General features: G+C 48.7%; 24 protein-coding genes. 13 read left to right on the plus strand and 11 right to left on the minus strand.

Annotated elements, in window-relative coordinates; genetic code table 11:
* The first annotated feature begins 9 nt into the window (after positions 1-9).
* Positions 10-552, plus strand: a complete 543-nt coding sequence (locus PUT07_RS14550) for a GNAT family N-acetyltransferase (RefSeq protein WP_274469327.1) — start codon at positions 10-12, stop codon at positions 550-552.
* Positions 553-603: 51 nt separating this feature from the next.
* Here the strand turns inward: PUT07_RS14550 and PUT07_RS14555 are convergent, their stop codons facing one another.
* From PUT07_RS14555 to PUT07_RS14565, 3 genes are read right to left on the minus strand one after another with little or no spacing between them, the layout of a single operon-like run.
* Positions 604-1,344 (minus strand): DUF4386 domain-containing protein, encoded by a 741-nt coding sequence (locus tag PUT07_RS14555; protein WP_274468854.1) that lies wholly within the window; start codon positions 1,342-1,344, stop codon positions 604-606.
* A 30-nt stretch (positions 1,345-1,374) separates the two neighbouring features.
* A complete protein-coding gene (locus tag PUT07_RS14560) occupies positions 1,375-1,599 on the minus strand; it encodes a helix-turn-helix transcriptional regulator (RefSeq protein WP_274468855.1) in 225 nt (74 codons plus the stop codon).
* A 1-nt stretch (position 1,600) separates the two neighbouring features.
* The gene (locus tag PUT07_RS14565) at positions 1,601-2,047 is read right to left on the minus strand and encodes a hypothetical protein (RefSeq protein ID WP_274468856.1); all 447 of its coding nucleotides are present in this window, start codon (positions 2,045-2,047) and stop codon (positions 1,601-1,603) included.
* Between the two features lie 193 nt (positions 2,048-2,240).
* Here PUT07_RS14565 and PUT07_RS14570 point away from each other — a divergent pair, with 193 nt between their 5' ends.
* Together PUT07_RS14570 and PUT07_RS14575 are read left to right on the plus strand one after the other, a co-directional pair.
* Positions 2,241-2,846 carry a class I SAM-dependent methyltransferase gene (locus tag PUT07_RS14570; RefSeq protein WP_274468857.1) on the plus strand — a complete coding sequence of 202 codons (606 nt, stop codon included), beginning with the start codon at positions 2,241-2,243 and terminating at the stop codon, positions 2,844-2,846.
* 69 nt (positions 2,847-2,915) lie between these two features.
* Complete coding sequence (locus PUT07_RS14575) at positions 2,916-3,341, plus strand: HIT family protein (protein ID WP_274468859.1); 426 nt, start codon at positions 2,916-2,918, stop codon at positions 3,339-3,341.
* A 119-nt stretch (positions 3,342-3,460) separates the two neighbouring features.
* On the opposite strand, the gene PUT07_RS14580 is transcribed toward PUT07_RS14575, so the two are convergent.
* A complete protein-coding gene (locus tag PUT07_RS14580) occupies positions 3,461-3,640 on the minus strand; it encodes a small acid-soluble spore protein H (protein WP_274468860.1) in 180 nt (59 codons plus the stop codon).
* A gap of 320 nt (positions 3,641-3,960) precedes the next feature.
* On the opposite strand from PUT07_RS14580, the gene PUT07_RS14585 reads away from it, so the two are divergent.
* Both PUT07_RS14585 and PUT07_RS14590 read left to right on the plus strand, forming a co-directional pair.
* Complete coding sequence (locus PUT07_RS14585) at positions 3,961-5,073, plus strand: GRAS family protein (protein WP_274468861.1); 1,113 nt, start codon at positions 3,961-3,963, stop codon at positions 5,071-5,073.
* 148 nt (positions 5,074-5,221) lie between these two features.
* Positions 5,222-6,178: a D-2-hydroxyacid dehydrogenase family protein gene (locus tag PUT07_RS14590; RefSeq protein ID WP_274468863.1), complete on the plus strand. Its 957-nt coding sequence runs from the start codon at positions 5,222-5,224 to the stop codon at positions 6,176-6,178.
* Between the two features lie 61 nt (positions 6,179-6,239).
* Here the strand turns inward: PUT07_RS14590 and PUT07_RS14595 are convergent, their stop codons facing one another.
* The 3 genes from PUT07_RS14595 to PUT07_RS14605 are packed head-to-tail and all read right to left on the minus strand — an operon-like array spanning position 6,240 to position 9,709.
* Positions 6,240-7,316: a Ger(x)C family spore germination protein gene (locus tag PUT07_RS14595; RefSeq protein ID WP_274468864.1), complete on the minus strand. Its 1,077-nt coding sequence runs from the start codon at positions 7,314-7,316 to the stop codon at positions 6,240-6,242.
* Positions 7,303-8,382, minus strand: coding sequence for a GerAB/ArcD/ProY family transporter (locus tag PUT07_RS14600; RefSeq protein WP_274468866.1), 1,080 nt, complete (start codon positions 8,380-8,382; stop codon positions 7,303-7,305). The genes PUT07_RS14595 and PUT07_RS14600 overlap by 14 nt, the downstream gene beginning before the upstream one ends.
* Positions 8,375-9,709, minus strand: a complete 1,335-nt coding sequence (locus PUT07_RS14605) for a spore germination protein (RefSeq protein WP_274468867.1) — start codon at positions 9,707-9,709, stop codon at positions 8,375-8,377. Before PUT07_RS14605 ends, PUT07_RS14600 begins: the two co-directional genes overlap by 8 nt.
* A gap of 244 nt (positions 9,710-9,953) precedes the next feature.
* Here PUT07_RS14605 and PUT07_RS14610 point away from each other — a divergent pair, with 244 nt between their 5' ends.
* Positions 9,954-10,874, plus strand: a complete 921-nt coding sequence (locus PUT07_RS14610) for an RNA polymerase sigma-70 factor (RefSeq protein WP_274468868.1) — start codon at positions 9,954-9,956, stop codon at positions 10,872-10,874.
* 104 nt (positions 10,875-10,978) lie between these two features.
* On the opposite strand, the gene PUT07_RS35610 is transcribed toward PUT07_RS14610, so the two are convergent.
* The 3 genes from PUT07_RS35610 to PUT07_RS14625 all read right to left on the minus strand — a co-directional run bounded on the left by PUT07_RS35610 (position 10,979) and on the right by PUT07_RS14625 (position 14,900).
* A complete protein-coding gene (locus PUT07_RS35610) occupies positions 10,979-11,242 on the minus strand; it encodes a GerAB/ArcD/ProY family transporter (protein ID WP_379239662.1) in 264 nt (87 codons plus the stop codon).
* A gap of 81 nt (positions 11,243-11,323) precedes the next feature.
* Positions 11,324-13,174, minus strand: coding sequence for an ABC transporter ATP-binding protein (locus PUT07_RS14620; protein WP_274468870.1), 1,851 nt, complete (start codon positions 13,172-13,174; stop codon positions 11,324-11,326).
* A complete protein-coding gene (locus PUT07_RS14625) occupies positions 13,158-14,900 on the minus strand; it encodes an ABC transporter ATP-binding protein (protein WP_274468872.1) in 1,743 nt (580 codons plus the stop codon). The genes PUT07_RS14620 and PUT07_RS14625 overlap by 17 nt, the downstream gene beginning before the upstream one ends.
* 496 nt (positions 14,901-15,396) lie before the next feature.
* On the opposite strand from PUT07_RS14625, the gene PUT07_RS14630 reads away from it, so the two are divergent.
* Both PUT07_RS14630 and PUT07_RS14635 read left to right on the plus strand, forming a co-directional pair.
* Complete coding sequence (locus PUT07_RS14630; RefSeq protein WP_274468874.1) at positions 15,397-16,434, plus strand: metallophosphoesterase; 1,038 nt, start codon at positions 15,397-15,399, stop codon at positions 16,432-16,434.
* A gap of 222 nt (positions 16,435-16,656) precedes the next feature.
* Positions 16,657-17,052, plus strand: a complete 396-nt coding sequence (locus tag PUT07_RS14635) for a hypothetical protein (protein WP_274468875.1) — start codon at positions 16,657-16,659, stop codon at positions 17,050-17,052.
* A 16-nt stretch (positions 17,053-17,068) separates the two neighbouring features.
* Here the strand turns inward: PUT07_RS14635 and PUT07_RS14640 are convergent, their stop codons facing one another.
* The gene (locus tag PUT07_RS14640) at positions 17,069-17,947 is read right to left on the minus strand and encodes a LysR family transcriptional regulator (RefSeq protein WP_274468877.1); all 879 of its coding nucleotides are present in this window, start codon (positions 17,945-17,947) and stop codon (positions 17,069-17,071) included.
* 111 nt (positions 17,948-18,058) lie between these two features.
* Between PUT07_RS14640 and zwf the strand changes: the two genes are divergently transcribed.
* From zwf to PUT07_RS14665, 5 genes are all read left to right on the plus strand, one after another.
* On the plus strand, positions 18,059-19,543 hold the full coding sequence (gene zwf, locus PUT07_RS14645; protein WP_274468878.1) for a glucose-6-phosphate dehydrogenase: 1,485 nt from the start codon (positions 18,059-18,061) through the stop codon (positions 19,541-19,543).
* A gap of 20 nt (positions 19,544-19,563) precedes the next feature.
* On the plus strand, positions 19,564-20,982 hold the full coding sequence (gndA, locus tag PUT07_RS14650) for an NADP-dependent phosphogluconate dehydrogenase (protein WP_274468879.1): 1,419 nt from the start codon (positions 19,564-19,566) through the stop codon (positions 20,980-20,982).
* A gap of 172 nt (positions 20,983-21,154) precedes the next feature.
* Positions 21,155-21,769 carry a zinc dependent phospholipase C family protein gene (locus tag PUT07_RS14655; protein WP_274468880.1) on the plus strand — a complete coding sequence of 205 codons (615 nt, stop codon included), beginning with the start codon at positions 21,155-21,157 and terminating at the stop codon, positions 21,767-21,769.
* 76 nt (positions 21,770-21,845) lie between these two features.
* Complete coding sequence (locus PUT07_RS14660) at positions 21,846-22,268, plus strand: VOC family protein (protein WP_274468882.1); 423 nt, start codon at positions 21,846-21,848, stop codon at positions 22,266-22,268.
* Positions 22,269-22,460: 192 nt separating this feature from the next.
* Positions 22,461-23,609 carry an acyltransferase domain-containing protein gene (locus tag PUT07_RS14665; protein WP_274468883.1) on the plus strand — a complete coding sequence of 383 codons (1,149 nt, stop codon included), beginning with the start codon at positions 22,461-22,463 and terminating at the stop codon, positions 23,607-23,609.
* Positions 23,610-23,646 lie beyond the last annotated feature (37 nt).

Consider the following 23,646-nt stretch of genomic DNA (forward strand, 5'->3'; position numbering starts at 1 on the left):
ATGGAACAGATGCCGGAATATCGCGTGTACGTTCGGTTTCCCGAAGAATCGGATGCTCAAGAATTGGCCGAGATGTATATTCGCAACCGGGCATTCTTTGAACAATTTTCGCCAAGCAGCCCGGATGAGAACTATTCCGTAGAGTACCAGCTCCAATCGATCATCAAGAGCAAAGCCGACAGAGCGGAAGACAAGAAATATAACTTCGTCATTTGCCACCGGGAGGATGACCGGATCATTGGCAACATCGGGCTGAACTTTGTTTTGCGAGGACCGCTGCAGAGCTGTATGATCGGTTATGGACTCGACCAGGCCTATAACGGCAGAGGTTATATGACGGAGGCTGTGAAGCAGGTGGTGCGCTATGCCTTCGAAGAGCTGAAATTTCACCGGATCTTCGGGGAGGCTTCGCCGCGTAACCCTGGTTCTATCCGTGTGCTCGAGAATGCGGGTTTCCATAGAGAAGGCATATCCCGCAGCAATGTCAAAATCAATGGCGTCTGGGAGGACCACCAGGTTCTAGCCATTATCAATCCGTCCGAAGATATCTAGAGACGAATCAAACAAGGAGCAGCACTGCCTCGGCAGTGCTGCTCCTTGTTTTTATTTTCTATTAGCGGATAAAGATAAGTTATGCAGGGCATTTTCATTGAAACCTTTCACGATGAGCCATACGGCCAAAATCATTTCATTTGCTGCAACGGGCAGGCATAGCAACGCTCCGGTGGCTGAGATTTGCGGGATGATACCGAACATTTCTAATAGAGCTGCCAGAAGGACGAGGACAGACCCTGTCATGCCCAAGATGGGAATGAACCGGGGAACGAGTTTCGTTTGATAAAATATATAGCTGTACATCATTGTATTAAGACCCAGCATGAAGTTGGGACCAAGTATAAACGTCCAGTCATGTATCGCTTTGGCCAATATCGCTGAAGCTTGGAAAGGGGAGGAAACAGGGGAACCCGCCGCTGCGAATTCACGGCTTAACGTTAATAGAGACAGGACGCTGATAATGCCGATCGCAATGATAACCGCTTCAAGGAATCTGAAGCAGAGATGCCAGAGGGCAATGGTTTCATTATATTTTCGCAAGATCGGAAACATACCTGTAGAAGTTCCGATCGCAGAGGCAACAAGTATTAACTCCATGAGGGCACCGAATATGACCTGATTAGCGTGTTCGGAACCTTGCACCATATAATCGGATCCATTCAATATCGGATCGTACATAAGCAGACCGGCTATCGCCGCTACGGCGGCAAGGATGAAAAAGATCCCAACAAGTTTTGCAGCTTTTTGGTTTGAATGCATAGTTTCACTCCATTCGATAAATAAATTCATTTGCCGTTAAGCGGGCAACGCTTTAAGCGCTCAAGGCTTGCCGGGCTGATCATAAAAGAACACTTCCTCCAAAGGCAGGTTGAAAGCATGAGCAATGCGAAAGGCTAATTCTAGTGAAGGGGAGTAGTTCCCTTTTTCGAGTGATACGATCGTTTGTCTTGTAACGCCTACCATGTCAGCCAATTGCTGCTGAGTCATTTCTTGATGCTCGAAGCGCAGTCTTCGAATGTGATTGCCGACAACAATTCTACTCATTTTAAACGCCTCTCCGGTAGTGATAAAGTTTGGTAACGGAGCCTGTTACATCAGAAAAGAATCCGGCAGCGATCAGAATCATGAACATGACCTGTGACGGTTGATCGATAGTCAGCGCTCCCATGGCAATTAGAAAGCCGGCGACAAATACAAAGAAAGAATTTCGGGTCGCTTTTAGATCAATCAGCTTATCGAGTTCATCGGCAAAGTTAGGTTCCTTCTCATGGGTGGTGATGCGAAAGACAATGTTAAAGATGATGGAGATGACAATGTGCGCGATGATGGAAACCAACGTCAGTATGAGGACGAAAGAGCCCCAATAACGAAACGTTTCTAAGGAGCCAGGTTCGCCACCAGGATATTTCGGATACATGTACAAAGCGTAGGACACGAAAATAACGATGGCGCTAATTAATGAGACGATGCTTTTCTTTTCTTGATAAGTCATTGGCTGCACCTCCTGTCAAATGTGATGATCATCATGTATGGTATTCTATTCATAATGTAATAAAAACTATACACAATGTCAAGTTTGTTTTACATGTATTTGAACCGAATGTGTGGAACCTTTCGTCTTTACTTGTATGCAAACAATTTGATGGGTTGAGATATGCTCATGATCACGAAGGGAGAAGAAAGGAATGGAGCCATACTGGAACCATAATACCGCTTTTCATAATGAACTGGTGAATGATGCGAAAACTCGCGGAGGCCGAGTGCTGGACATCGGCTGCGGTGACGGTCTGCTCCTCCAGCGGCTTGCGCCCGTCGCGCGCCAAGTTGTCGGCATCGATCCCGACCCTCAAGCCATCGTGCGTGCTCAAGCTCGGCTCGCCGCCGCATCGAATGTATCATTAATCAACGATGACTTTCTCACGTGGCCTGTACCAGCTAAAGATGAATGCTATGCTACGATCTCCTGCGTTGCAGCGCTGCACCATATGGATTTGCGAGTGGCGCTGTCCCATATTCGCCGGTTTCTATCGCCAGGCGGACGAATGCTTATCGTTGGGCTTGCTGCAAACAAAACGCTTGCGGATTATGCCTTCTCCGGTTTATGCATGCTGCCGATCCGTCTTATGGACCGTGTCCGCGGCGGGGTGCAGGAAATTGATGTCCGGCTGGCGGAGCCCCAACAATCGTTGAGCGAAATACGTCAAATCGCGCAGGACATTGTGCCGGGAGCGAAAATTCGCCGTCGTTTTTACTACCGTTACCTCATGACCTGGGACAAACCGTTGGAATAACCTGTCGTGAACCTGGGGGATCGTGGTAAACTAGTTCTATGAGGATCATGGGACGGGGGGGGGACATGTATGCCGGGAAATCCATGTTTGGGCTGTTGCTTGGCGAATAAAGAGATTGAAGTGAATGTCGTCTACGAGAATGAGTTGGTCACATGCATTTTGGATATTGCACCAATCAATGAAGGCCATATGCTCATTCTACCGAAGGTTCATTATCACGATATGGATGAATTGGATGAGGTAACGGCTAATGAAATTATGAAGGTCTCCAGACTGCTCGCACGGCTTCTAAAGGCTCATTTCCAACCGGATGGCGTCACCATTATTCAAAATAACGGCACATTTAATGATTTATCGCATTATCACATGCATATCTTTCCGCGGTATGACTCGGATGGCTTCGCCTGGGTGGAGCCATCCGTTTCGGCTAATGCCAAAGGACGTCTTCGCGAAACATGCCGCACGTTGGCCGGTGTAATCAAGTCTTATAGGTAAAGGAGAGTTCGACTCTGTGAATCTCAATCACAAGAAACCTATTGATTACGTTGAACAAATTATTTTTAAACACATTCTGGCTTCACAAATGAGAAGGGTGCCGATTAGGCACCCTTTTTTTATTGCTCTATTAGACTGCTCAGCGGGACTTGTTGTTCGTTCTCCGGTTGATCCAGCGGATAAATTCTGGCGGTTTCATTACCTTCGTCTACATGTTGGATGTAAATGGGAACGCCATTGCACGTTACATTCGCCATAACCGGTGAATCGGCAATTTCCATCGCACGTTGTGGATTCATTGTCCATACCTCCATCTCATTTTAACGATACTAATATTGGCTATGATGCCAATTCTTATTCCGTACAAGCGTAAAAACGCACACACGAAAATCCGACCGGAAGTATACGTTGAATTATACATTTGGATCATTTCGAGAGTCGCTAGGTTCTGTGAGAATGAAGAGAGTGAACTTGCCGCTAGAATTCAAGAATGTGCCAGATAACTCGCGGGAAGTGATTCCCGCTATTTTCCCGAAAATGAGGAATGTCCTGCTCAAGACGGCGGGATGTTCAGGATGGTAAGCTTAACGACATCGAATAGCTGAAAAGGATGATGATGATGACGATAATGGAAGTGACCCCCTACGATAAGGTGCGGTCATTGCTGCTCGAAACGATGGCTGATGGCGGAGGAACGGCAGTCCAGACGAAGCTGGCCCATTTCGCCGCGACTTTGGAGATCGCCAAAAAACCGGGTGACATGCTGCCTTTTCTGTTCGCCATGGCGTTGATGAAACGATTGGATCCCGTTCAGAACGAACAAATGAACCTCTACTTGAAGCAGTACGACGTCCCGCAGATCACGTTGTTTAATTTGCTGGCGGAGCAATACCCGATGGTCACCGGCGCCTCACGCATTGCGAACAGTCTGCTGACCGGCTATATACATCCCGGGGAACCCGTCACGTTCCTGGAGATCGGGATTGGCACCGGGCGCCAAATCGTCTCGCTGCTGGAGGAACTGGCATTGCAAGACAGACGTCCCTCACGGATTGACCTGTATGCGATAGAACCGAATGAGCTTTGTTTGCAGTTAGCGCACGATAACGTGAAGCGAGCCGCCGAAAGCTGCGGGATCAGCGTCACGTTCCATCCGATCGCCTACGAAGTCGAGAATGTGCCTGACGCTATTTGGAGCCTTCTGGCTGAGCGCCAAGGCCATCTGGTCAACGCCTCCTTCGCGCTGCATCATATTCGAGATTCGCACGCGGGTTCGGGCGGCAAGAATGGCGTATTAAGTAAGCTTCGCTCGTTGAACCCGGCAGTCGTTGTGATGTGCGAGCCGGACTCAGATCATCAGACGGCCGATCTGAGCAGCCGGTTCGTTCATTGCTGGGAACACTTCTCTCTGGTGTTCGGAGTGATCGATTCGCTGGAGATTCCTTACGAACAGAAGAGAGCGCTGAAAATTTTCTTCGGTCGCGAGATTGAGGATATTATCGGCAGCCCCGAACATTCGCGCTGTGAACGCCACGAGTCTACTACGAATTGGATCGGCCGGTTGGAACGTGCCGGTTTCTCGCCGAACCCGGACTTATATGCTCTATATATGCACATCCCGCAAGGCATCCCGTGCGACTTAGGGGAATGGCGAATTGGCCTAGGCTGCGGAGAAACGAACCTCGTATCCGTGCTATGCGCCGTCCCGCGAGGATCGGCTTCCAACGGATGATCGTTTGCAAGTTTATGCAGTCAGGAATATACTGATCATACACGAATATGGCGGATGTATTGGCATAATCAGCTGCAGCTTGCTGATAGCCTGCATCCGTTTCGTATTGCTATCATCTTACATAATAGGAGAAGGAGGCAAGTCCAGAATGAAGCTTCGCTGTGCGATATTAGACGATTATCAGCAAGTGGCTCTGAGCGCCGCTGATTGGTCTCAAGTGATGGACAAGGTGGAGGTCAAGAGTATCTCTCGCCATATCGATCAGCAGGAGGAACTCATTGAACAGATCGCCGATTGCGAAATCGTTGTGATTATGCGCGAACGGACGCCATTCCGCGCATCGCTGCTTGCCCGGCTCCCCCGATTGAAGCTGCTTATCACGACAGGCATGCGCAATGCCTCCATCGACCTGGAAGCAGCCGCTTCGCAAGGCGTGACCGTGTGCGGCACAGGCGGTGCCGGCAACGCCACCGCCGAACTGACATGGGCTTTGCTTTTGGGGCTCGCCCGCAACATTGTTCAGGAACACAATGCAATTCGAGGCGGCGGGTGGCAAAGCACGATCGGAACGGATCTGTACGGCAAGACGCTGGGCGTACTTGGGCTGGGCAAGCTGGGCAGCAAGATCGCCCAATTCGGCCAAGCCTTCGGCATGAAGGTCATGGCGTGGAGCCAAAATTTGACGCAAGAACGGGCTGAAGAAGCGGGAGTCCAGCTGGCTGCATCCAAGGAAGAACTGCTGGAGAACAGCGATTTCGTATCCATCCATCTTGTATTGAGCGATCGTACCCGAGGACTGCTGCAAGCCGAAGATCTGAAGCGCATGCGTCCGACAGCCTATCTGATCAATACGTCACGCGCGCCGATCGTGAATCAAGCCGCGCTGGCTGAAGCTTTGCAGAATGGCTGGATTGCCGGCGCCGCAGTCGATGTGTTCGAGGTGGAACCGCTGCCGAAGGACGATATATACCGATCGCTTCCGAATCTGCTTACTACGCCTCATATCGGTTATGTATCGCAAGCGAATTATGAAGCGTTCTATAGAGACGTTGTTCAAGATATTGAAGCTTATCTGACCGGTTCGCCGGTTCGAACGCTTGCTTGATTCGAACTGACGTATCGCACAAACCCGCGGACTCCGCGGGTTTGTGCTTATTCCGGGCTTGTTAATTCGCACGTATCTTAATGTATCCTTCGTTCTGAATATCAGTATGAATGTGAACATTCATTTTCAATTGAGGATAGTACGCGGTTCTCCATCGTTCCAGTTCTTTCCGGGATAGCTTGGTTCTAAAATGCTGTCCGACGGCTAGAATATCCGCTTCACTCTCTTGAACTTTGGCAAAAAGCTGTTGGAAACGTTCCGTGAGCAGAGTTTCCAATTCCTGCTTAATGAGCGCTTGTGAAGGATTTCCCCTCGTTTCCAGAACGACGACCTTCATTTTAATCGTGCTATTCATGAGCGGTTTGTTATCCATGAGCTCGCTCTTGTGATACATCGAATTACTGACAATTAAGACACTGGCATGGTCCATCACTTCAATTTTCCCCTGCGTGCTCTCTTTATTGAAGGCGTTATAAAGCAGCGTCTCGTCGGAGCTGATTTGCCCGACCATTTTTCCATTTTTTATAATCGCAGAACCTTCATATTCGCAAGTCAAATCTTTGCCGGTTTTTAGAACGGGAATCGCGATGTCATTCGTATAGGAATAAATACTGCGATACGTCTGCCATATTTGCGCTCTGGCGATTTGCGGATTCCATCCGGCATTTTTTTCAAAAAAGTCGTAGACGAAGGATCCCTTCGGCACCGAAATTTCCGCTTCCTTCGATAGAAAGTGGGTAATGTCTTCATCGCATATCGCAATGTAAGCCTTGAGGGAAATTTCTCCGCTTCTCATGAAGCTGGAGAGGATGTCTTTCATGCCTTGCTGGGCCAGCTTTTTTTCTATGACGATCACTTTGATATGGAGCAAGTCGATTTCTTTCTCTTTATTGACACTGATCTTATCGACCGCTTGGCTGATTGTTTTTCCGGTTTCGGTAATTTCATTTAATTTGATTTTGCTCTGATCCAGCTCGGGCGTTTGCAAAATGATTTTATACTCACCATCCTGCATCGTAATTCCCATCACCAAAGGTAAAGATCGATGATTGATATCTTTGTTATCCCAACAACCGCTTAGAATGACGAGCAAACCTAGAATCATGAATATTTGGCTTGCCGATTTAAGAATGTTCATGACTCACCTTCCTCTTCGCACGCAGACCTAGTAATAATACGGAGAGTGGAACCGTTACGAAGACAAACAATCTTAATGGTGTGTTCCACCATAGCAGCTTCTCAACCATTTTCCAATCGGGAATCATTAAACAGAAGCTAAAGACAACAACGGAGAGCGATAGCAGCAGATAGACCGGTTTAATAAAAGGGAGGGACTGGCTTAGCATCCGGTTGATTTGCCACAGCGTCAACGAGATAAACAGCATGATGAAAGTAATCAGCGAGAGCAGGAAGAACATAGTGACTCTGTCAAACATCAGCCAGTTGATACTTAACGTATCGACAACAACAACGAAAGGAAAATGCAGAGTGAAGGCCGTTGATTCTCCGAATGTAAGAAGTGGAATATAGACGGAGAAGATGAAGAAGGGGATGAGGGCGGCCGCGGCTAACAGCACTTTGTTCCTTTGATACGTGAAATACGGCTGTAAGTAACCAAGAAACAGGAATCCGCCTGAGAAGGCAAAAAAGCTCTGATAGAACGAAGGTTTGGCGACGAACGATAAGTCAAGATCAAATATAGGAAGGGCATAGTTCCAATCCATGTTCTGGAATGAAGTGATGACGATGAATAGTGTCAGGGGCAGAAACAGGATGCTGAGAAGAACCCCCGTGCGAAATAACGTTTCAACTCCTTTGGAGGCGATGTAAGTGGATAACACCAGCAATAAGAGCATGATCGCCCAGAGCGGCGTACTGGATAAGAAGATGATCGTAATGACTTCCGAATAAGCGCGCACGGAAAGGACGGTTACCACGAATAAATAAAGCAGAATGGGCACAAGGAAGAGGAGCGCAATTCCTTTCCCGGCACTCCGATAAATCCGTATAATATCCCATCTTGGAAAATAACTCAGGCCTTTCATATAGGTGGCAATGACGGCAAAATGAATCGCAATCCCAATCAGAATAACAACCCAATGTCCTTTGTTTGTGCTGGAAATAATATCTTCCGGATACAAGAAGAAAATAAGCCCCAGATGCGTGAGAACATACATGAGCACGACAGATATGCTTTTATCCATGTTTGGTTCGATCCTTTGCTACATTGATATGTAAGTAGGAGACGCCAAAGGTGTTCAGACTGGCCATGTACGCACACACGAACACGAGCCCCGCCAAAATACCTAATACACCGTAGATTGCAGCTAGCATAACGATGACATACTTAAATAATCGAATCGAGATCGAGTTCTGAAAGCCGATCACCGTTGAATTCGCAATCGTCGTGGCCGAAAGAATGATTAGGATGAGGTTGCTCACTAATTTCGCTGCTACAATGGCTTGTCCCAATATAATTCCGCCTACCATCGTTAGGGTGGGACCGATGCTCTTCGGCAATCGAACGCTAGCCTCCTGGATTAATTCCAAGATTAGCAGTACGGTTAGGATTTCTACGAGTGCAGGGTACGGTACGCCTTCACGGCTTTGAGAAACAGCCAGGGCGAGCTCTATTCGCAATACTTCAGGATTGACTGCGACCAGTGCAACGTATAAAGCTGGGAAAATCAAAGTCATTAAAATCCCGATAATGCGTAATAATCGTAAAGTCAGCATGATCGGTATCGGATAATTGCGATCGTTCTCCAGAACGAACATATCCCATATCAGGTTAGGGAGAACAAGTGCAAGAGGCAGCCGATCGACGAACAGGACGACCTTGCCCGTTCTGATCGATTGGGCGACTTCTTGGGGGAGTTCCGTCGTTTTGAATTTGGCAATGGGTCCCCAGTTCGAAAGACCCAGCGTTTGGGCCAAATTTTGCAGATTGTGAACTTGTCTGTCTTGATTCAGCTCGAATTGACGAGATATGTTCGTCACAAGTTCCTTGTTGACATGTTCATCGGAATAAACCATTGAAATTCTTTTCTTGTCGCCCTTGCCTACAGAGAACGATTTTACTCGCAGAGACTCCGATATCAACTGTTTTCGGATAATCCCGACATTTTGATCCAAGTCTTCAACGAAGGAGCTTAACGGTCCTTGAATGACACTTTCATTCATCGGCGGCTCAAAGAAACGGTTCAGTAATTTCGGAACCGGTTCCATGACGACGAGCTGCTTCGTCCTCTCGAAATAAATAATTAATTTGCCTTCTACAATCGAAGACACGGCTTTCTTACTATCGTACTCCTCCACTTCTCCGAACAAGCGCATGAATTCATCGGTTGTTTGGTGCGATAAGATGCTGTTCTCCAGATAATCATGGAGTGCTTCCCGGGATTCGGTCAAATCAACCAAAGTCATAAAACCCATGAGGATAACAGGCGTATCCATAAGAAAATCCGTTTGAAGAAAGAAATCGGCGTCATTCGAGAATTGATTTTTTATTTCTTGTATCCGTGGATCCATTCCTGATTGCTCCCTTATGCAGCATGCTTTGTGTTATATTTTCCCATTAGCAGGGGATCTATGCGATGGAGAGTTGATGAGAGCGGCAGCTCGTAGCCATTTAAATGAATTTAAAAGAAAAGCGCGTAAGATTGTCACACTAGGAAGTCACCGATTGTCTTCATGATAAACAGAATGGGTTCATCCGTTTTGTTTCATAATAAATGACATTGAAGAGATTTCTAGGGAGCGGAAGGCGGGTACTATGCAAAGCCAAACATTGGAAACAGCATCCACGACGATTGAAGAATTATATACAACTTACAAATCCCACTTATTTGCGATTGCCTATAATATGCTGGGTTCGAGATCAGACGCAGAGGATATGGTGCAAGATTTGTTCATCGGCATCCATGGATCTCTGATGGACAATATTCAGAACGTTAAATCGTATTTAAGCAAAATGATGATTAACCGCTGCTTGAACGAATTAAAATCCGCTCGCAAAAAGAGAGTCAGTTATGTGGGGAACTGGCTTCCGGAACCGACCGTTCACGTGGAAGAGGCCAGCCCGCTAGACAGCATCGAGCGTCATGATACGATCTCTTATGCTTTGCTTGTTCTGATGGATAAACTGACGCCCTTGGAACGGGGTGTTTTTATTTTAAGAGAAGTGTTTGGTTATGAGCATGGTGAAATTGCCGAGATGGTTAACAAATCGGAAGTGAATTGCCGCAAAATCTATAGTCGAGTCAAGAAGAAAGTAGATCTCTCCTCAGAGAAAGCGGAAATCCCTTCCTCGCAGCTGCGAATGGAGAAGGAATTGGTGAATCGCTTCATCGCTGCGCTTGCGAATGGGAATGTTCAATCTCTCGTGAATCTATTGGCCGAGGATGTCATTCTGATCGCCGACGGTGGCGGTAAGGTCTCTGCCGCTGTACGTCCGATCTACACCAAAGAACGTGTGCTTATCATTTTGAAAGCTCTTTCGACAAGCCGATTTCCCGAATCTGAGGCGCAATTGGTTCAGGTAAACGAGACACCGGGCATTTTACTTACGAAGAATGGATGGCCTACAGGAGTTATTTGTTTGGATTGGGATAACGCCAAGCAGACGATTGAGCGAGTTTACGTGATTGTGAACCCGGATAAATTACAGCACATCACGCCAATGCAGGAATCATGATGACTTTAGCTAAATTCGCCTCAGCTAAAGCAACAAGAGGACCGTGACTACAACCGCTATGAGTTTCCAATTTGTGTATCCCATCCACTCCGATAATCCATAGCTCAAGATGAACAGGCAAACCGATAGTTTGAGGCTCCGATCAGCCACATTGGAATGTGAAACGCATCGATATTTTGAACGAAATTGAGAATGGATATGTATTTCGTGAGCGAATATACGGGAACGACCAACTGTGCGGCCATACTCGGTCCGGTCATACAGAGAAGAACAATCGTCGTTAAGACGCCCCAGAACATCGATACTCCGGTACCCCAAAGAATCGCGCGTGAGGCGGATGGTTTGTTGTCGGTGAAAAAGAACAACATGAGGATGATCGATGCCGGTCGGAAGTATCATTGATCAAGCAGAGAAAAGCCCCGGCATGCCGGGGCTTTGGTATACGCATATTATTCCAATGCGTTGTGGAAATTTTTGAATTGATTGGCAAACATGCGGGAGTAGGTGCCATCCCGGCCCATCAATGCGTGATGATTGCCTTGTTCGGCTATTTCGCCGCGGTCAATAACCATGATCGTATCCGCATCCCGTATCGTATTCAGCCGGTGAGCGATGATGAAGCTGGTACGGCCCTTCATGATGGACAGGAGAGCCTCCTGAATATGCAGCTCCGTCCGCGTATCGATACTGCTCGTCGCTTCATCCAGGATAAGAATGGAGGGATCGGCAAGGATAACGCGGGCAATGGCAAGCAATTGCCGCTGACCTTGGCTAAGATTGCCGCCATTCTCGGAGAGCGGCGTATCGTAACGTTGGGGCAGACGGCTGATGAACGCATCCGCGTTGGCCAATTTCGCCGCTGCGACGACTTCCGCATCCGTAGCATCCGGCTTGCCGTAGAGGATGTTCTCCTTAATCGTCCCGGAGAACAGATACGTATCCTGCAGCACGATGCCGAAGGTGCGCCGCAGGCTGTCGCGGGTGTACGATTTGATATCCCGGCCGTCAATCAAGATCGTACCGCTCGTCGCATCATAGAACCGGGTCACCAGGTTGACGATCGTCGTTTTGCCGGCGCCTGTAGGGCCAACCAGCGCTAAGCTGCTGCCGGCAGGCACATCGAAGCTCACTTGCTTCAGAATCGGCGTATCCGTGCGGTACCCGAAAGTAACGTTCTCGAACGTCACATGTCCGATCGGCTTCTGAAGCTCGACTGCGCCGGGTTCATCATCGGATTCCTCAGCCTCGTCCAGTACTTCGAATGCGCGCTCGGCTCCCGCAACGCCGGATTGCAGTACGTTATACGTGTTCGCAATATCGTTAAGCGGCCTTACGAACTGGCGCGAATAGCTCAGGAAGCTCGCGATGACACCGACCGTAATGTGGCCTTTCACGGCCAGCACGCCGCCTACGATCGCAACGGCGGAGAAGCCGATGTTATTGATAACGCTGAGGAGCGGCATCAGAAAGCCGGACCAGATCTGCGCCTTCAAGCCAACCTCGTACAACCGGCCGTTCACCGCGTTGAACTCGTCGATCGCTTTCCGCTCACGGTTGAATGCTTTCACAACGAGAAGGCCGGTAATCGTCTCCTCAATATGACCATTCAGTTTGCCCAGCTGAGCTTGCTGATCTTTGAACAACTGGCTAGTCCGCTTCGTGATGGTTCTTGCCAGCAAGTATACGAGCGGAACGGTAATCAGTGCAGCCAGCGTAAGCAGCGGACTTAACACCAGCATCATTACTAACGATCCGACAATCGCGATGGATCCCGTCATTAACTGGGTTGTCGACTGGGAGATCGAGTTGCTGACATTGTCGATATCGTTCGAGAGCCGGCTCATGATATCGCCATGGGAACGTCCGTCGAAATAAGCAAGCGGCAGCTTCTGCAGCTTCGCGAACATCGTTTGCCGCAGCCGCTTCACGACGCGCTGGGCCAGCCCGGCCATGACCCAGCTCTGCAGGAAGGTAAGTCCTCCGTCAGCGATATAGGTGGAGACGAGGACGATCATCGTCACATCAAGAACCGTGTAATCGACCTTGCCGCCGGCCATAGCATCGACAGCTACGCCAATCAGATAGGGACCTGCCAGCGTCAGCGCAGAGTCCGCCACAATGAATAGAAATACGATGGTCAACCATTTGCGCTCCGTTCCAATATAGGACCAGAGGCGCTGCAAGGTGCCTTTGAAATTTTTCGGTTTTACGGCCGGCGTGCGGCCCCCGCGTGCGATCGGAGCCGTAATGAGCGGGACGTCAGGGGCTTGTTGGCGCGAATGATCACTCGGCTTTGACATGATGAGGCTCCTTTCCGAATTGCGATTGGAAGATTTCGACATACACGCGACAGCTGCTCATTAACGTCTCATGGGTGCCGATGCCGACGATTTCGCCGTCGTCCATGACGACGATTTTGTCCGCATCCATGACCGACGTGATGCGCTGGGCGATCATGAAGCAAGTGACACCGGCAGCGAACTGCTTCAAGGCATGTTTGATTCTCGTTTCCGTTGCGGTGTCCAGCGCGCTTGTACAATCGTCGAGAATCAAAATATCCGGTTTGCGAACCAGTGCGCGAGCGATCGAAAGACGCTGCTTCTGACCACCGGATAGATTCACTCCACGCTGGCCAAGCTTCGTTTCATAGCCCTCGGGGAACGTCGAGATGAAGCTATGCGCATCAGCCATACGAGCGGCTTGCTCAATATCCTCATGTGTCGCTTGCTCATTGCCCCAGAGCAAATTCTCTTCAATCGTCCCGCTGAACAAAATCGTTTTCTGCGGCACGATAGCGATGCGGGAGCGCAGCTGCGTCGGATCCAGTTCGCGGATGTCGATGACGTCCACACGGATCTGGCCCGCCGACGGATCGTAGAAGCGGGGGATGAGATTCACAAGAGAACTCTTGCCGGACCCCGTAGATCCGATGATGCCTATCGTTACGCCAGGAAGGCATGTCAGATTGATTTGCTTAAGTACAGGCTCTCCTGCAGCGCCTTCATAAGCAAACGTAACGTTCTCAAATTCAACTCGGCCCACCGGGCGCTCCGGCAAAGAAGCCTCAGCCTTCCAGCTCATCGCATTCACCTGATCGAACACCTCTCCGATCCGGTTGGCGGATGCTTTGGCCCGGACGAACATATTGAACACCATCGAGATGGTCATTAAGGAAAATAAAATTTGCGTCATATAATTGACGAAAGCGACGATATGTCCGACCTGCATTTGATTGTGGTTAACCCGCCATGCGCCAAGCCAGAGGACGGCTGCAATGCCGAAATTGACGGTGAACAGGATGGAGGGGTTGAAGATGGCCATCAGCCTTGTAACTTGAATCGATTTGTTCTGATAGTCCGTATTCGCTTGTTCAAATTTGCCTGCTTCATGATCAAACCGATTGAACGCTTTGACAACCCGAACGCCGGACAAATATTCCCGCATAATGCGGTTAACGCCGTCCAGCGCTTTCTGTACGCCGACGAATCGGGCAAACCCAACTTTCAAGTTCAGCGCGACGAGCACGCCGACAATCGGGACGACGATGAGCAGCACGACGGCAAGATGCTGATTAAGCTGCACCGCCATGATCAGGCTCCCGATACAGAGGAGGGGAGCTTTGACAAAGATGCGCATAAGACCGTTGACAAAGTTCTGTACCTGAGTCACATCGTTCGTCAGACGCGTGATTAGCGATGCGCGCTCGAATCGCTCGATATTCGTGAACGAGAGGGATTGGATCTTGTCGAACAAATCCCCTCTCAGCTCCGTACCGAACTTCTGTGATACACGGCTTGCGACAATATTGCGAAGCGATGCGGCGACCGCCCCGAAGGCTGTAATCAGCAGCATCACTCCCCCCATGCGAAGCACGTAATCCATTCGATTCTCCGCGACGCCAACGTCCAGAATGCGGGACATGATCATCGGTTGAAGCAAATCGGCAAACGCTTCCATCGTGACGAAAAAGACGGCAACCAGAAAAAGCTTCCAGTGCTTCGTGACATACTTTTTCATAAAACCCATCGTGCACACTCCTCATTCCGTGTTCAACCTCTCCCTTGAACGATACTCCCATTTTGGCAAAATGTCATCTAAAACCGGAGAATTAACGGGCTTGAACCTTGCCTTTCATCAGAGAGGGCGCGCTGGCACACAAATTTCGCAGTAATCGTTGTCAAGCATCCCGTACGTATACCGCTCAAGAATAGGTTTGTTATCCAATTGATAAGAACTGCTGCGTAAAGCTGGAAATAGTTCAGACCATGCTTGTTGGATGTGTTCCGAATCCGGAATGAATTCCACCTGAAAGTCCATGTTTAAATTCTCCTTTTATAGATTTATTTGGTACAATTCGAATGCTAACATGCTATAAAATAATTATCTATTTCTTTTTATGAAACACGTGGATGGTAAAAATGGTCTCATCGTTATGTTATAATAAGCTTAATTATCCTCAGCCTCATTACCCCGGTACGAAAGCGAGAGGGTCATACAGAAGAAAGTAGGGGAAGTCAGTCCCATGATATCCAGAAGACAGTTTCTCAAAAGATTGCTTTCAGCTGCAGCCGCACTAACAGGAGGAGGCTTCCTGCTCACACAAGCTCTGAAGAGCCGGGAGAAAGCATCGGTTGCCGCACCGCCTGCGCAGCCAAGTCACACGCCGGAACCTACGCCGACGGCTCCAGGAACGAATCAACTGCTCTTATCCTTTTTCCTCCTCAGCGATGTACACCTCTCGAATGGCGTCTCCGCCATGACCGATAAGTTTCACTCGGCTTTGAAGGATATCAGCGACTTCGAATCGCCGGTCGATACGATCGTATTCGGAGGCGACGTGACCGACATGGGCCGTGAGCAGGATTACAAGCTGCTGCGCAACATTCTGGACAAATACAAACTGCCGCCTATCCACGGGAATATGGGCAATCACGATTATTATGATATTTGGATTAACGGCAAAGGCGAGTGGTCGGTCGATACGCTGCCGAACGGGAAGACCGACGCGATGGCCCGCGAACGCTTCATGAAGTTTTTCGGATACAAGGATAAGCCTTATAAGGATATTTGGGTGAATGATATTCATTTGATTCTGATGTCTCAAGAGGCCTATGCACAGGAAAAGCCGGAGGTCGGAGAGGGCGCTTGGTATTCGGATGAGCAGCTGGCATGGCTGGAGAATGTCATGAAAGTGCACGAGGACGGGAAGCCCGCTGTCATATTCATCCATCAGCCATTACCGGCACCTGATATGGACGGGAGAACGCACCAAATGATCCGGGCCAAAGCGTTTAGGGAAATTTTGAAGCCCTATCGAAATGTTTTTGTATTGTCCGGACATACGCACCGCAACTTTGCAACAGAAAATCATTACAACACTCAGAACACGTTCCACTGGTTAAACAACGCCTCCGTCGGCAAAACGCGAAGCTCGGATAATCCGAATGTCGCCCAAGGGATGTATGTTCAAATTTATGAGAAAGAAGTCATCGTCCGCGGACGCGAGTTTTCCGACCGCACTTGGATCGAATCGGCTAAGTACACCATTCCGATTGTCTGATGACAAGATGTAATATATAACCGAGAGCCCTTATACATTTATTCAAATGACTAGTATTTCATCGAAGCTGCCGGTATTCCGGCGGCTTTTTTTGCGCTATTAGCCATTGGCCATAGATGAGGTCTATATATCCTGTTAAATATATTAACTACTTGTATAGAAGCAAAAAGTATTATAGTGGAGTTACGAAGAAGAAATCTTAGTGACTGGGAGTGATTACACATGACACACTTTTATGCTTCCAATAAAGCTCATATTTTCTGGGACGATGTCATTGAAGCCGTTGTGATTCGTTGGCATTCTTATGCGCAAGGGGAAGATTTCCGAGTGCCCTTAAACAAAATGATTGAATTGGCCGTTAACAAAAAAGCGAAAAAAGCTTTGTCCGATAACAGCCATATTCTGGTTTCGGCGGAAGACGCGAAGTGGCTGTCCGAAGATTGGCTTCCAAGACTTCATGAGGCAGGCATTCAATATTCGGCTACCGTTCATCATGACCAGACGATAACTGCCATCGATATGCGCAATGCCGAAGGAGAAGAGCTGCCTGCCTGGTTCCATCACGAAATCGAGGATATTCACAATGCGGTCGGTTGGTTATCCGGAATCTCCGCCTGATCCGCCGCGGATCGTTTCATCGAATAAGTTCAAGGAATTTGCTTGCCGTAGCGGATAGCGGCATGTTGCGCATAATCATGATGCCTACGTGTGCAGGCGGTATCGGCACATCCAATTGAATCTCGAAGAGAGTTCCTTCTTCCAATTCTTTGGCTACGAACTCTCTCGTCACATACGAGATCCCAAGTCCTTTGCGCGCCAGCTCAATGAGAAGATCCACGCTGCCGACCTCGATTTCCGGTTTGAGGTTAAGACCGTAGCTTTGAAATAATTCCGTAATGGCCATTCGGGCCCGGCTGTTGCGGGAGAATAAGATAACCGGGTATTGAAGCAGCATATCCAGCGTAAGGACCATACCCTTAAGCTCAGAGTAACGAGATCCTGCAACAAAGCAGTCCTGCAGTTGGATGCTTTCCCTAACTTCGAGCTGGGGATCGGAGATCGGCATCCGAACAACGCCTAAGTCGATGTTCCCTTCCTTCAAGAGAGCGATGATTTCCGGAGTGGTCCCGTGATTCAGGTGAAGGCCGACGGCCGGATATTGTTGATGATAGGTTTCCAAATACGGAAGCATGTAATGCTTGAACAATGAATCGCTTCCGCCGATCCGCAGTTCGCCGCTGTCCAGATTTTTGAGCGCAGCCATCTGCTTCTCGGCCAGCGAGATCAAGATCTGAGACTTTTCGATATAGGAATACAGAACCTCACCTTCCTGGGTGAGCGCTACACCTTTGGAATTCCGATAAAATAGGGTGAGACCGAAGCTGTTTTCCAGCTGTTTGATGGCATGGCTGACGCTCGGTTGGGTCAGATATAGGGCGCTTGCTGCTTGAGTTAAGCTGCCGGTCTTCGCGGCCCAATAAAATACTTTGTACAATTCGTAATTGTTATTCATAGATTTGATCTATAGCTCCTGTAATATGTATTCATCAGATAGATGATATTCGTATTATAGTTGAATGAACATCAAGACACCAGAGCTTATCGTCTGGAAGGAGAATGCAGGATGGAGCCAACCACACTTGTCTTATTCGGAGCGACAGGGGATTTAGCCAAAAGGAAAATTTACCCTGCCTTGTATCATTTATTCGTCGAACGGAAGCTGCCGCAATCATTCACCTTGATTGGTCTGGGGAGAAGAGAGCTAACGGATGAAACGTTTCAGGCCAGCGTCCGGAAGTCTCTTCAAACTTTTATTCAAAGTGAAAAACAGGATCCTGAATCCATCAACCGATTCCTACGTGCATTCCGTTATCATGTTCTGGATGTTGGCCGTAAAGAAGACTATACGAAGCTGCTGAGGTTCGTCGAGCAGCGGGAACAAGAGCTGAACATAGTGCCGAACCGGTTGTTTTATTTGTCCGTAGCACCTGAGTTTTTCGAGACGATCGCGGTAAATATTCATGCCAGCGGTCTTGGTTCTGCAAGCGGCTGGAAGCGGTTGGTCATCGAGAAGCCGTTCGGTCACGACTTGCCGTCGGCCAGACAGCTGAATGAACAGTTGAACCAAGCTTTCGATGAGACCGAAATTTACCGGATCGATCATTACTTGGGCAAACCGATGGTTCAGCAGATGGGCCAACTGCTTCACGCTGCCATCGATGAGCTGCAATGGGGGACACGCGAGATCGCCAATGTGCAAATTACAGCGAGCGAAACCTTGGGCGTGGAAGAAAGAGCGGCCTATTACGATCGTTCAGGCGCAATCCGCGACATGTTCCAGAACCACATGCTTCAATTGCTCATGATGCTTGCGATCGAGCTGCCGAACCGAAGCGCGGTTCAGGACGTTGGGAATCTGAAGAAGCAAGTCGTGAAACAGTTGCGGCCGCTTTCGATCAATGAAGTGAGTGAATATGTGATCCGCGGGCAGTACGGCTCCGGGGAAATTCATGGCAACGCGGTTGCCGCCTATACCGATGAACCGGGCATTGCGACAGATTCTCGGAATGATACGTACTTGGCAGCCAGACTCCATATCGACGATCCGTTCTGGAAGGAAACACCGGTCTACATCAGAACGGGTAAGCGGCTGAAGGAGAAGACGACGAGGATCGTGATCGAATTCAAAACCGAGGGCACGATCAAAGATCTATTGATCATAGAGATTGGTTCCAATGAAGGCATTTACGTTCAAAGCAGCAACGCCCGCAATGAAAATACGAATCTTGAGCAGCCTGCTCGGCGTCAACTAAGTGCTTTGCCAGCCGGTGCGCCGGAAGCTTACGAAGTTCTCATTCACGATGCGTTGAAAGGGGATAAAACGTATTTCGCACATTGGGATGAAGTCGAGTTGTCGTGGGAATGGGTGCAGCCTCTATTAGACGCTTATGAGCAAAATCTGCTGCCGCTGTCTATTTATCCTGCCGGAGCATACGGACCTGTCGAGTCCGATCACCTGCTAGCGCGCCGCGGCGATCATTGGTGGTTCGACGACGAAGCTTCAGGTACGGCGAACAACGAAACTCATATAGTAAAAAGCTTCGCTTAACTGACAAGGAGGTCCTTACAATGAACAAACAGCAAATTGGCGTTGTCGGTCTGGCCGTCATGGGGAAAAACTTAGCCTTGAATATCGAAAGCAAAGGCTTCTCGGTAGCTTTGTACAACCGTTCGCCAGAGAAAACGAATGAGCTCATAGCGGAAGCGCAGGGTAAGAATTTGGTAGGTACCTACAGCATCGAAGAATTTGTCCAATCGCTGGAAACCCCCCGTAAAATATTGATTATGGTCAAAGCGGGACAAGCGACAGACGATACGATCGATCAGCTCGTGCCTTACCTAAGTGAAGGCGATATTCTGATCGACGGCGGGAACGCCTATTTCCCGGATACGCAAAGAAGAAATAAAGAACTGCAGGCGAAAGGGCTGCGTTTTATCGGAGCCGGCGTGTCAGGCGGCGAAGAGGGAGCTCTGCATGGCCCTGCGATTATGCCCGGCGGCCAGAAAGATGCGTATGAGCTGGTTGAGCCTATCTTGACTGCCATTTCGGCCAAAGTGAACGGTGACCCTTGCTCGACTTACATCGGAGAAGGCGGAGCCGGCCATTATGTCAAAATGGTCCACAATGGAATCGAATACGGCGATATGCAGCTTATTGGCGAAGCATATCACTTGCTGAAGGATGTACTGCACCTGAATGCAGACGAATTGCATGATATTTTCACAGAATGGAACAAAGGCGAGCTTGATAGCTATCTGATCGAAATCACAGGGGATATTTTCGCGAAGCGCGATCCTGAGACCGGCAAACCAATGGTCGATGTCATTCTCGATTCAGCGGGACAAAAAGGAACGGGAAAATGGACAAGCCAAAGCGCTTTGGATTTGGGAGTTCCACTATCCATCATTACCGAATCCGTCTTTGCGCGGTTCATCTCGGCGATGAAGGAAGAGCGCGCAGCCGCGAGCAAGCGGCTGAACGGGCCTGCGCTATCCAGCTTCGACGGGGATCGCCAGGAGTTCATCGAAGCGGTACGCAAGGCGTTGTACGCCAGCAAAATCGCATCGTATGCGCAGGGCTTCGCGCAAATGAGAGCTGCATCGGACGAATACCAATGGGATTTGAATTTCGGCAGCATTGCGATGATTTTCCGCGGGGGATGTATTATTCGCGCAGGATTTTTACAAAATATTAAAGACGCTTATGACCGTGACCCAGCGCTAAGAAACCTGCTGCTGGACGAATATTTCGGCGAAATTGTTCAAAACTATCAAGACGCTTGGCGTAAAGTCGTCGCCATCGCCGTAACCAGAGGGATCCCGGTTCCTGCCTTTGCTTCGGCATTGGCTTACTACGACAGCTACCGGACGGAGCGGTTGCCGGCTAATTTGCTGCAAGCGCAAAGGGATTATTTCGGGGCGCATACGTTCGAACGGGTTGACCAAAAGGGAAGCTTCCATTATCAATGGATGGAAAATAACGAATAACAGGGTTGTATCGCGTACAACCGTTAGATCCATGCACTTCCGCGAAAGACCATGAAGCTGTCAGCTTCATGGTTCCGGCGCGGGAGTGCATTTTTATTATGGTACTGTACTTCAGCGATAAATGGTAAGATGTTCCTTAGAGTGGAGATCGGCACTTTAAGGAGGCGATGATGTGGGTTCGAGAATGATGCACGTGATGATTGCGCTTCGTATTGCAGAGCGTCTGGCGATAGAGGATAGAACGTTATTCGTACTTGGAAACATTGCTCCGGATGCCGTTTCACCTAAGGACGCCTCGCACTTCTTCACGGGGGATGTACGCGATTACTCAAGAAGCGTTGATTACAACGGATTTATATATAAATACGATTCATATGCAGAAAGTCCTTACATCTGGGGATATTTCACCCATTTACTCGCTGACCACGTATGGTTGAAAGGCTTTTATTTGCCATGGCTGCGGAACAGAATTGAAGCTAACCAAGACGTGCTGCATGTCTACCACAATGATTTCCGGTTACTGAATGGGAAGTTATTAACCTATTACGGATATCAAGACGAATTGCGTTCCCTATTCCGGGAATTGCCGAGCATGATGGATCTTCATGAGGTAAAATCCGTAGATGTACAAAATCTCATTCCGCATGTCTTAAGTGATATGGATTACGATGAGAAAGTGGAGGATGAGAAACTCAATGTCTTCACCTTCGAACAGATTGTCGGTTATTTGGAGACATCCGTCGATTTAGGCATCTGGCATTTGAAACGCCTACTTACCTCCAGGTAACTCATTTTCTATCGTTGGACAATGGGATATACTGGGGTAGTCAGGAAGATTACATATCCTAAGGAGGCATTCTATCGTGGGCACGAATAACAAAATCGGCGGCGGCGGCTTTCATCATGTCGCGCTGAGAGCGAATGACTTTGAAGCGACGGTTAAGTTTTATACCGAAGGATTAGGTTTCGAGCTTCGCCAAGCATGGGGCGAAGGCGATAAGCGTATTGTATTGCTGGATACAGGGGACGGCAACTATTTGGAGGTTTTCGCCGGCGGTTCCGATGAACCGAAGCCGGAAGGGTATTACTTTCACGTAGCGTTCCGCACCGATGATGTGGATGCCGCAACGCAAGTGGCTGTAGAGGCAGGGGCTGTCGTGACGGTAGCGCCGAAAAATGCCGTGCTCGGCAACACGCCGCCGACACCTGTGCGCATCTCCTTCGTCAAAGGACTGAATGGCGAGATTATCGAGTTTTTCCAAAGTACAGGCGATCATAAGCTATAATCACTTTCATAGGATGATAGGGAAACACGAACTCGCTGAGTGAATGGTTCCTTACATAGCATAAGGGAAGGAAACTCCAACACCGCCCGCAAGGTGGCGTTGGAGTTTATTTTCATTAATCGCTCGTTAGCTTGGTGCAATCTTCCGAAATCGGATATAATGATAGATAGATATATAGAGAGAGGTGCGCCAATGGAATATGTATTGCTATCGCCTGAATTGACACAGCACTATTGCCGGAAAATCAAGATGCCGGAAGGGGCGACCGAGCTCTTGGTCGGTATCGCCAACCGATTGAACCATGATCCGCAATTGATGGATATTTATAAAGAATTTTATATGAACTACATCGAAAGCGGGCATTGGACGACGGTTTGGGAGCCATTAACGATTCATCCTTACGTTGAAGAAGTTTTCGGTAATGAAGCTTCACTCCTTTATTTGCATGCAGCTCTTCAAAGACTGCCCCTCACGGAACAAAGGTATGCCGAGAGAGGACTCAGCGAACAATTATTCGTCGAAACGTTAAGAGACATCGGTGTATGGGTGCAGAACGCTTACAATTTGGTAGGCTACTACGCCATCAGAAATTTCAGCTGGATCTGGAGACATCTGGAAGCGAGAATGTTCCGAATCGGAGGCATGCAGTTCATGCCGATGCCGTTCTCCGGTGTCGTCAAAGGCTTCTACAATGCGCAGGAAGAGGCCTTCCTGCTCTTGTGCGGCGAGGGGATGGAGTTAAGAGCTAACGGCGATATGCAGGGCGTGTGCAAAAAAGAGAAGACGGACGATGGTTTTGTAACGAAATATGAAGAAACCGAGGACTATTTCATAGGGAATCCGGTTACCCCCATAGGAAAAGGCATGAACAAACAAGTAAAGCTGAAAAGGGACGAATGGACCAAAGTGTTGGATAAGGGCGATACAATGTTCGAAATCCACATCCCAAGAGACACAGCATTTGATATGGACCATATCAAAGAAACTTATAAAGAAGCGAAGGCTTTTTTTGCAGCCTACTTTCCGGAGGTTCAATCCAAAGGGATGGTATGCCATACTTGGCTATTTACGCCGCAGCTTCGTGAGATGCTGCCCTCTTCGAGCAATATCGTCAAGTTCCAGGAGCAGTTCTACCTGTATCCGACCGCAGGTTCGGTGCGTTTCTTATGGAATTTCGTCTTCAATGAGTTGACCGAGGTCAAGGATGCGAAGCCGGACACATCGCTCCGCAGAAAAGTGCTTCAATACTTGGAAGAAGACAAAGAAATTTTCGATATGCACGGCGTATTTCTCGATCTGTGCGGTGAATTCGGCAACGTAGCCTACAAGCAAGAAATCTGATTGTAATTTGCTTGAAGTGGACACCTTAGGAGTATAG

Origin of the sequence: Paenibacillus sp. MAHUQ-63, assembly GCF_028765165.1 — a bacterium.
Classification (GTDB): Bacteria; Bacillota; Bacilli; order Paenibacillales; family NBRC-103111; genus Paenibacillus_E.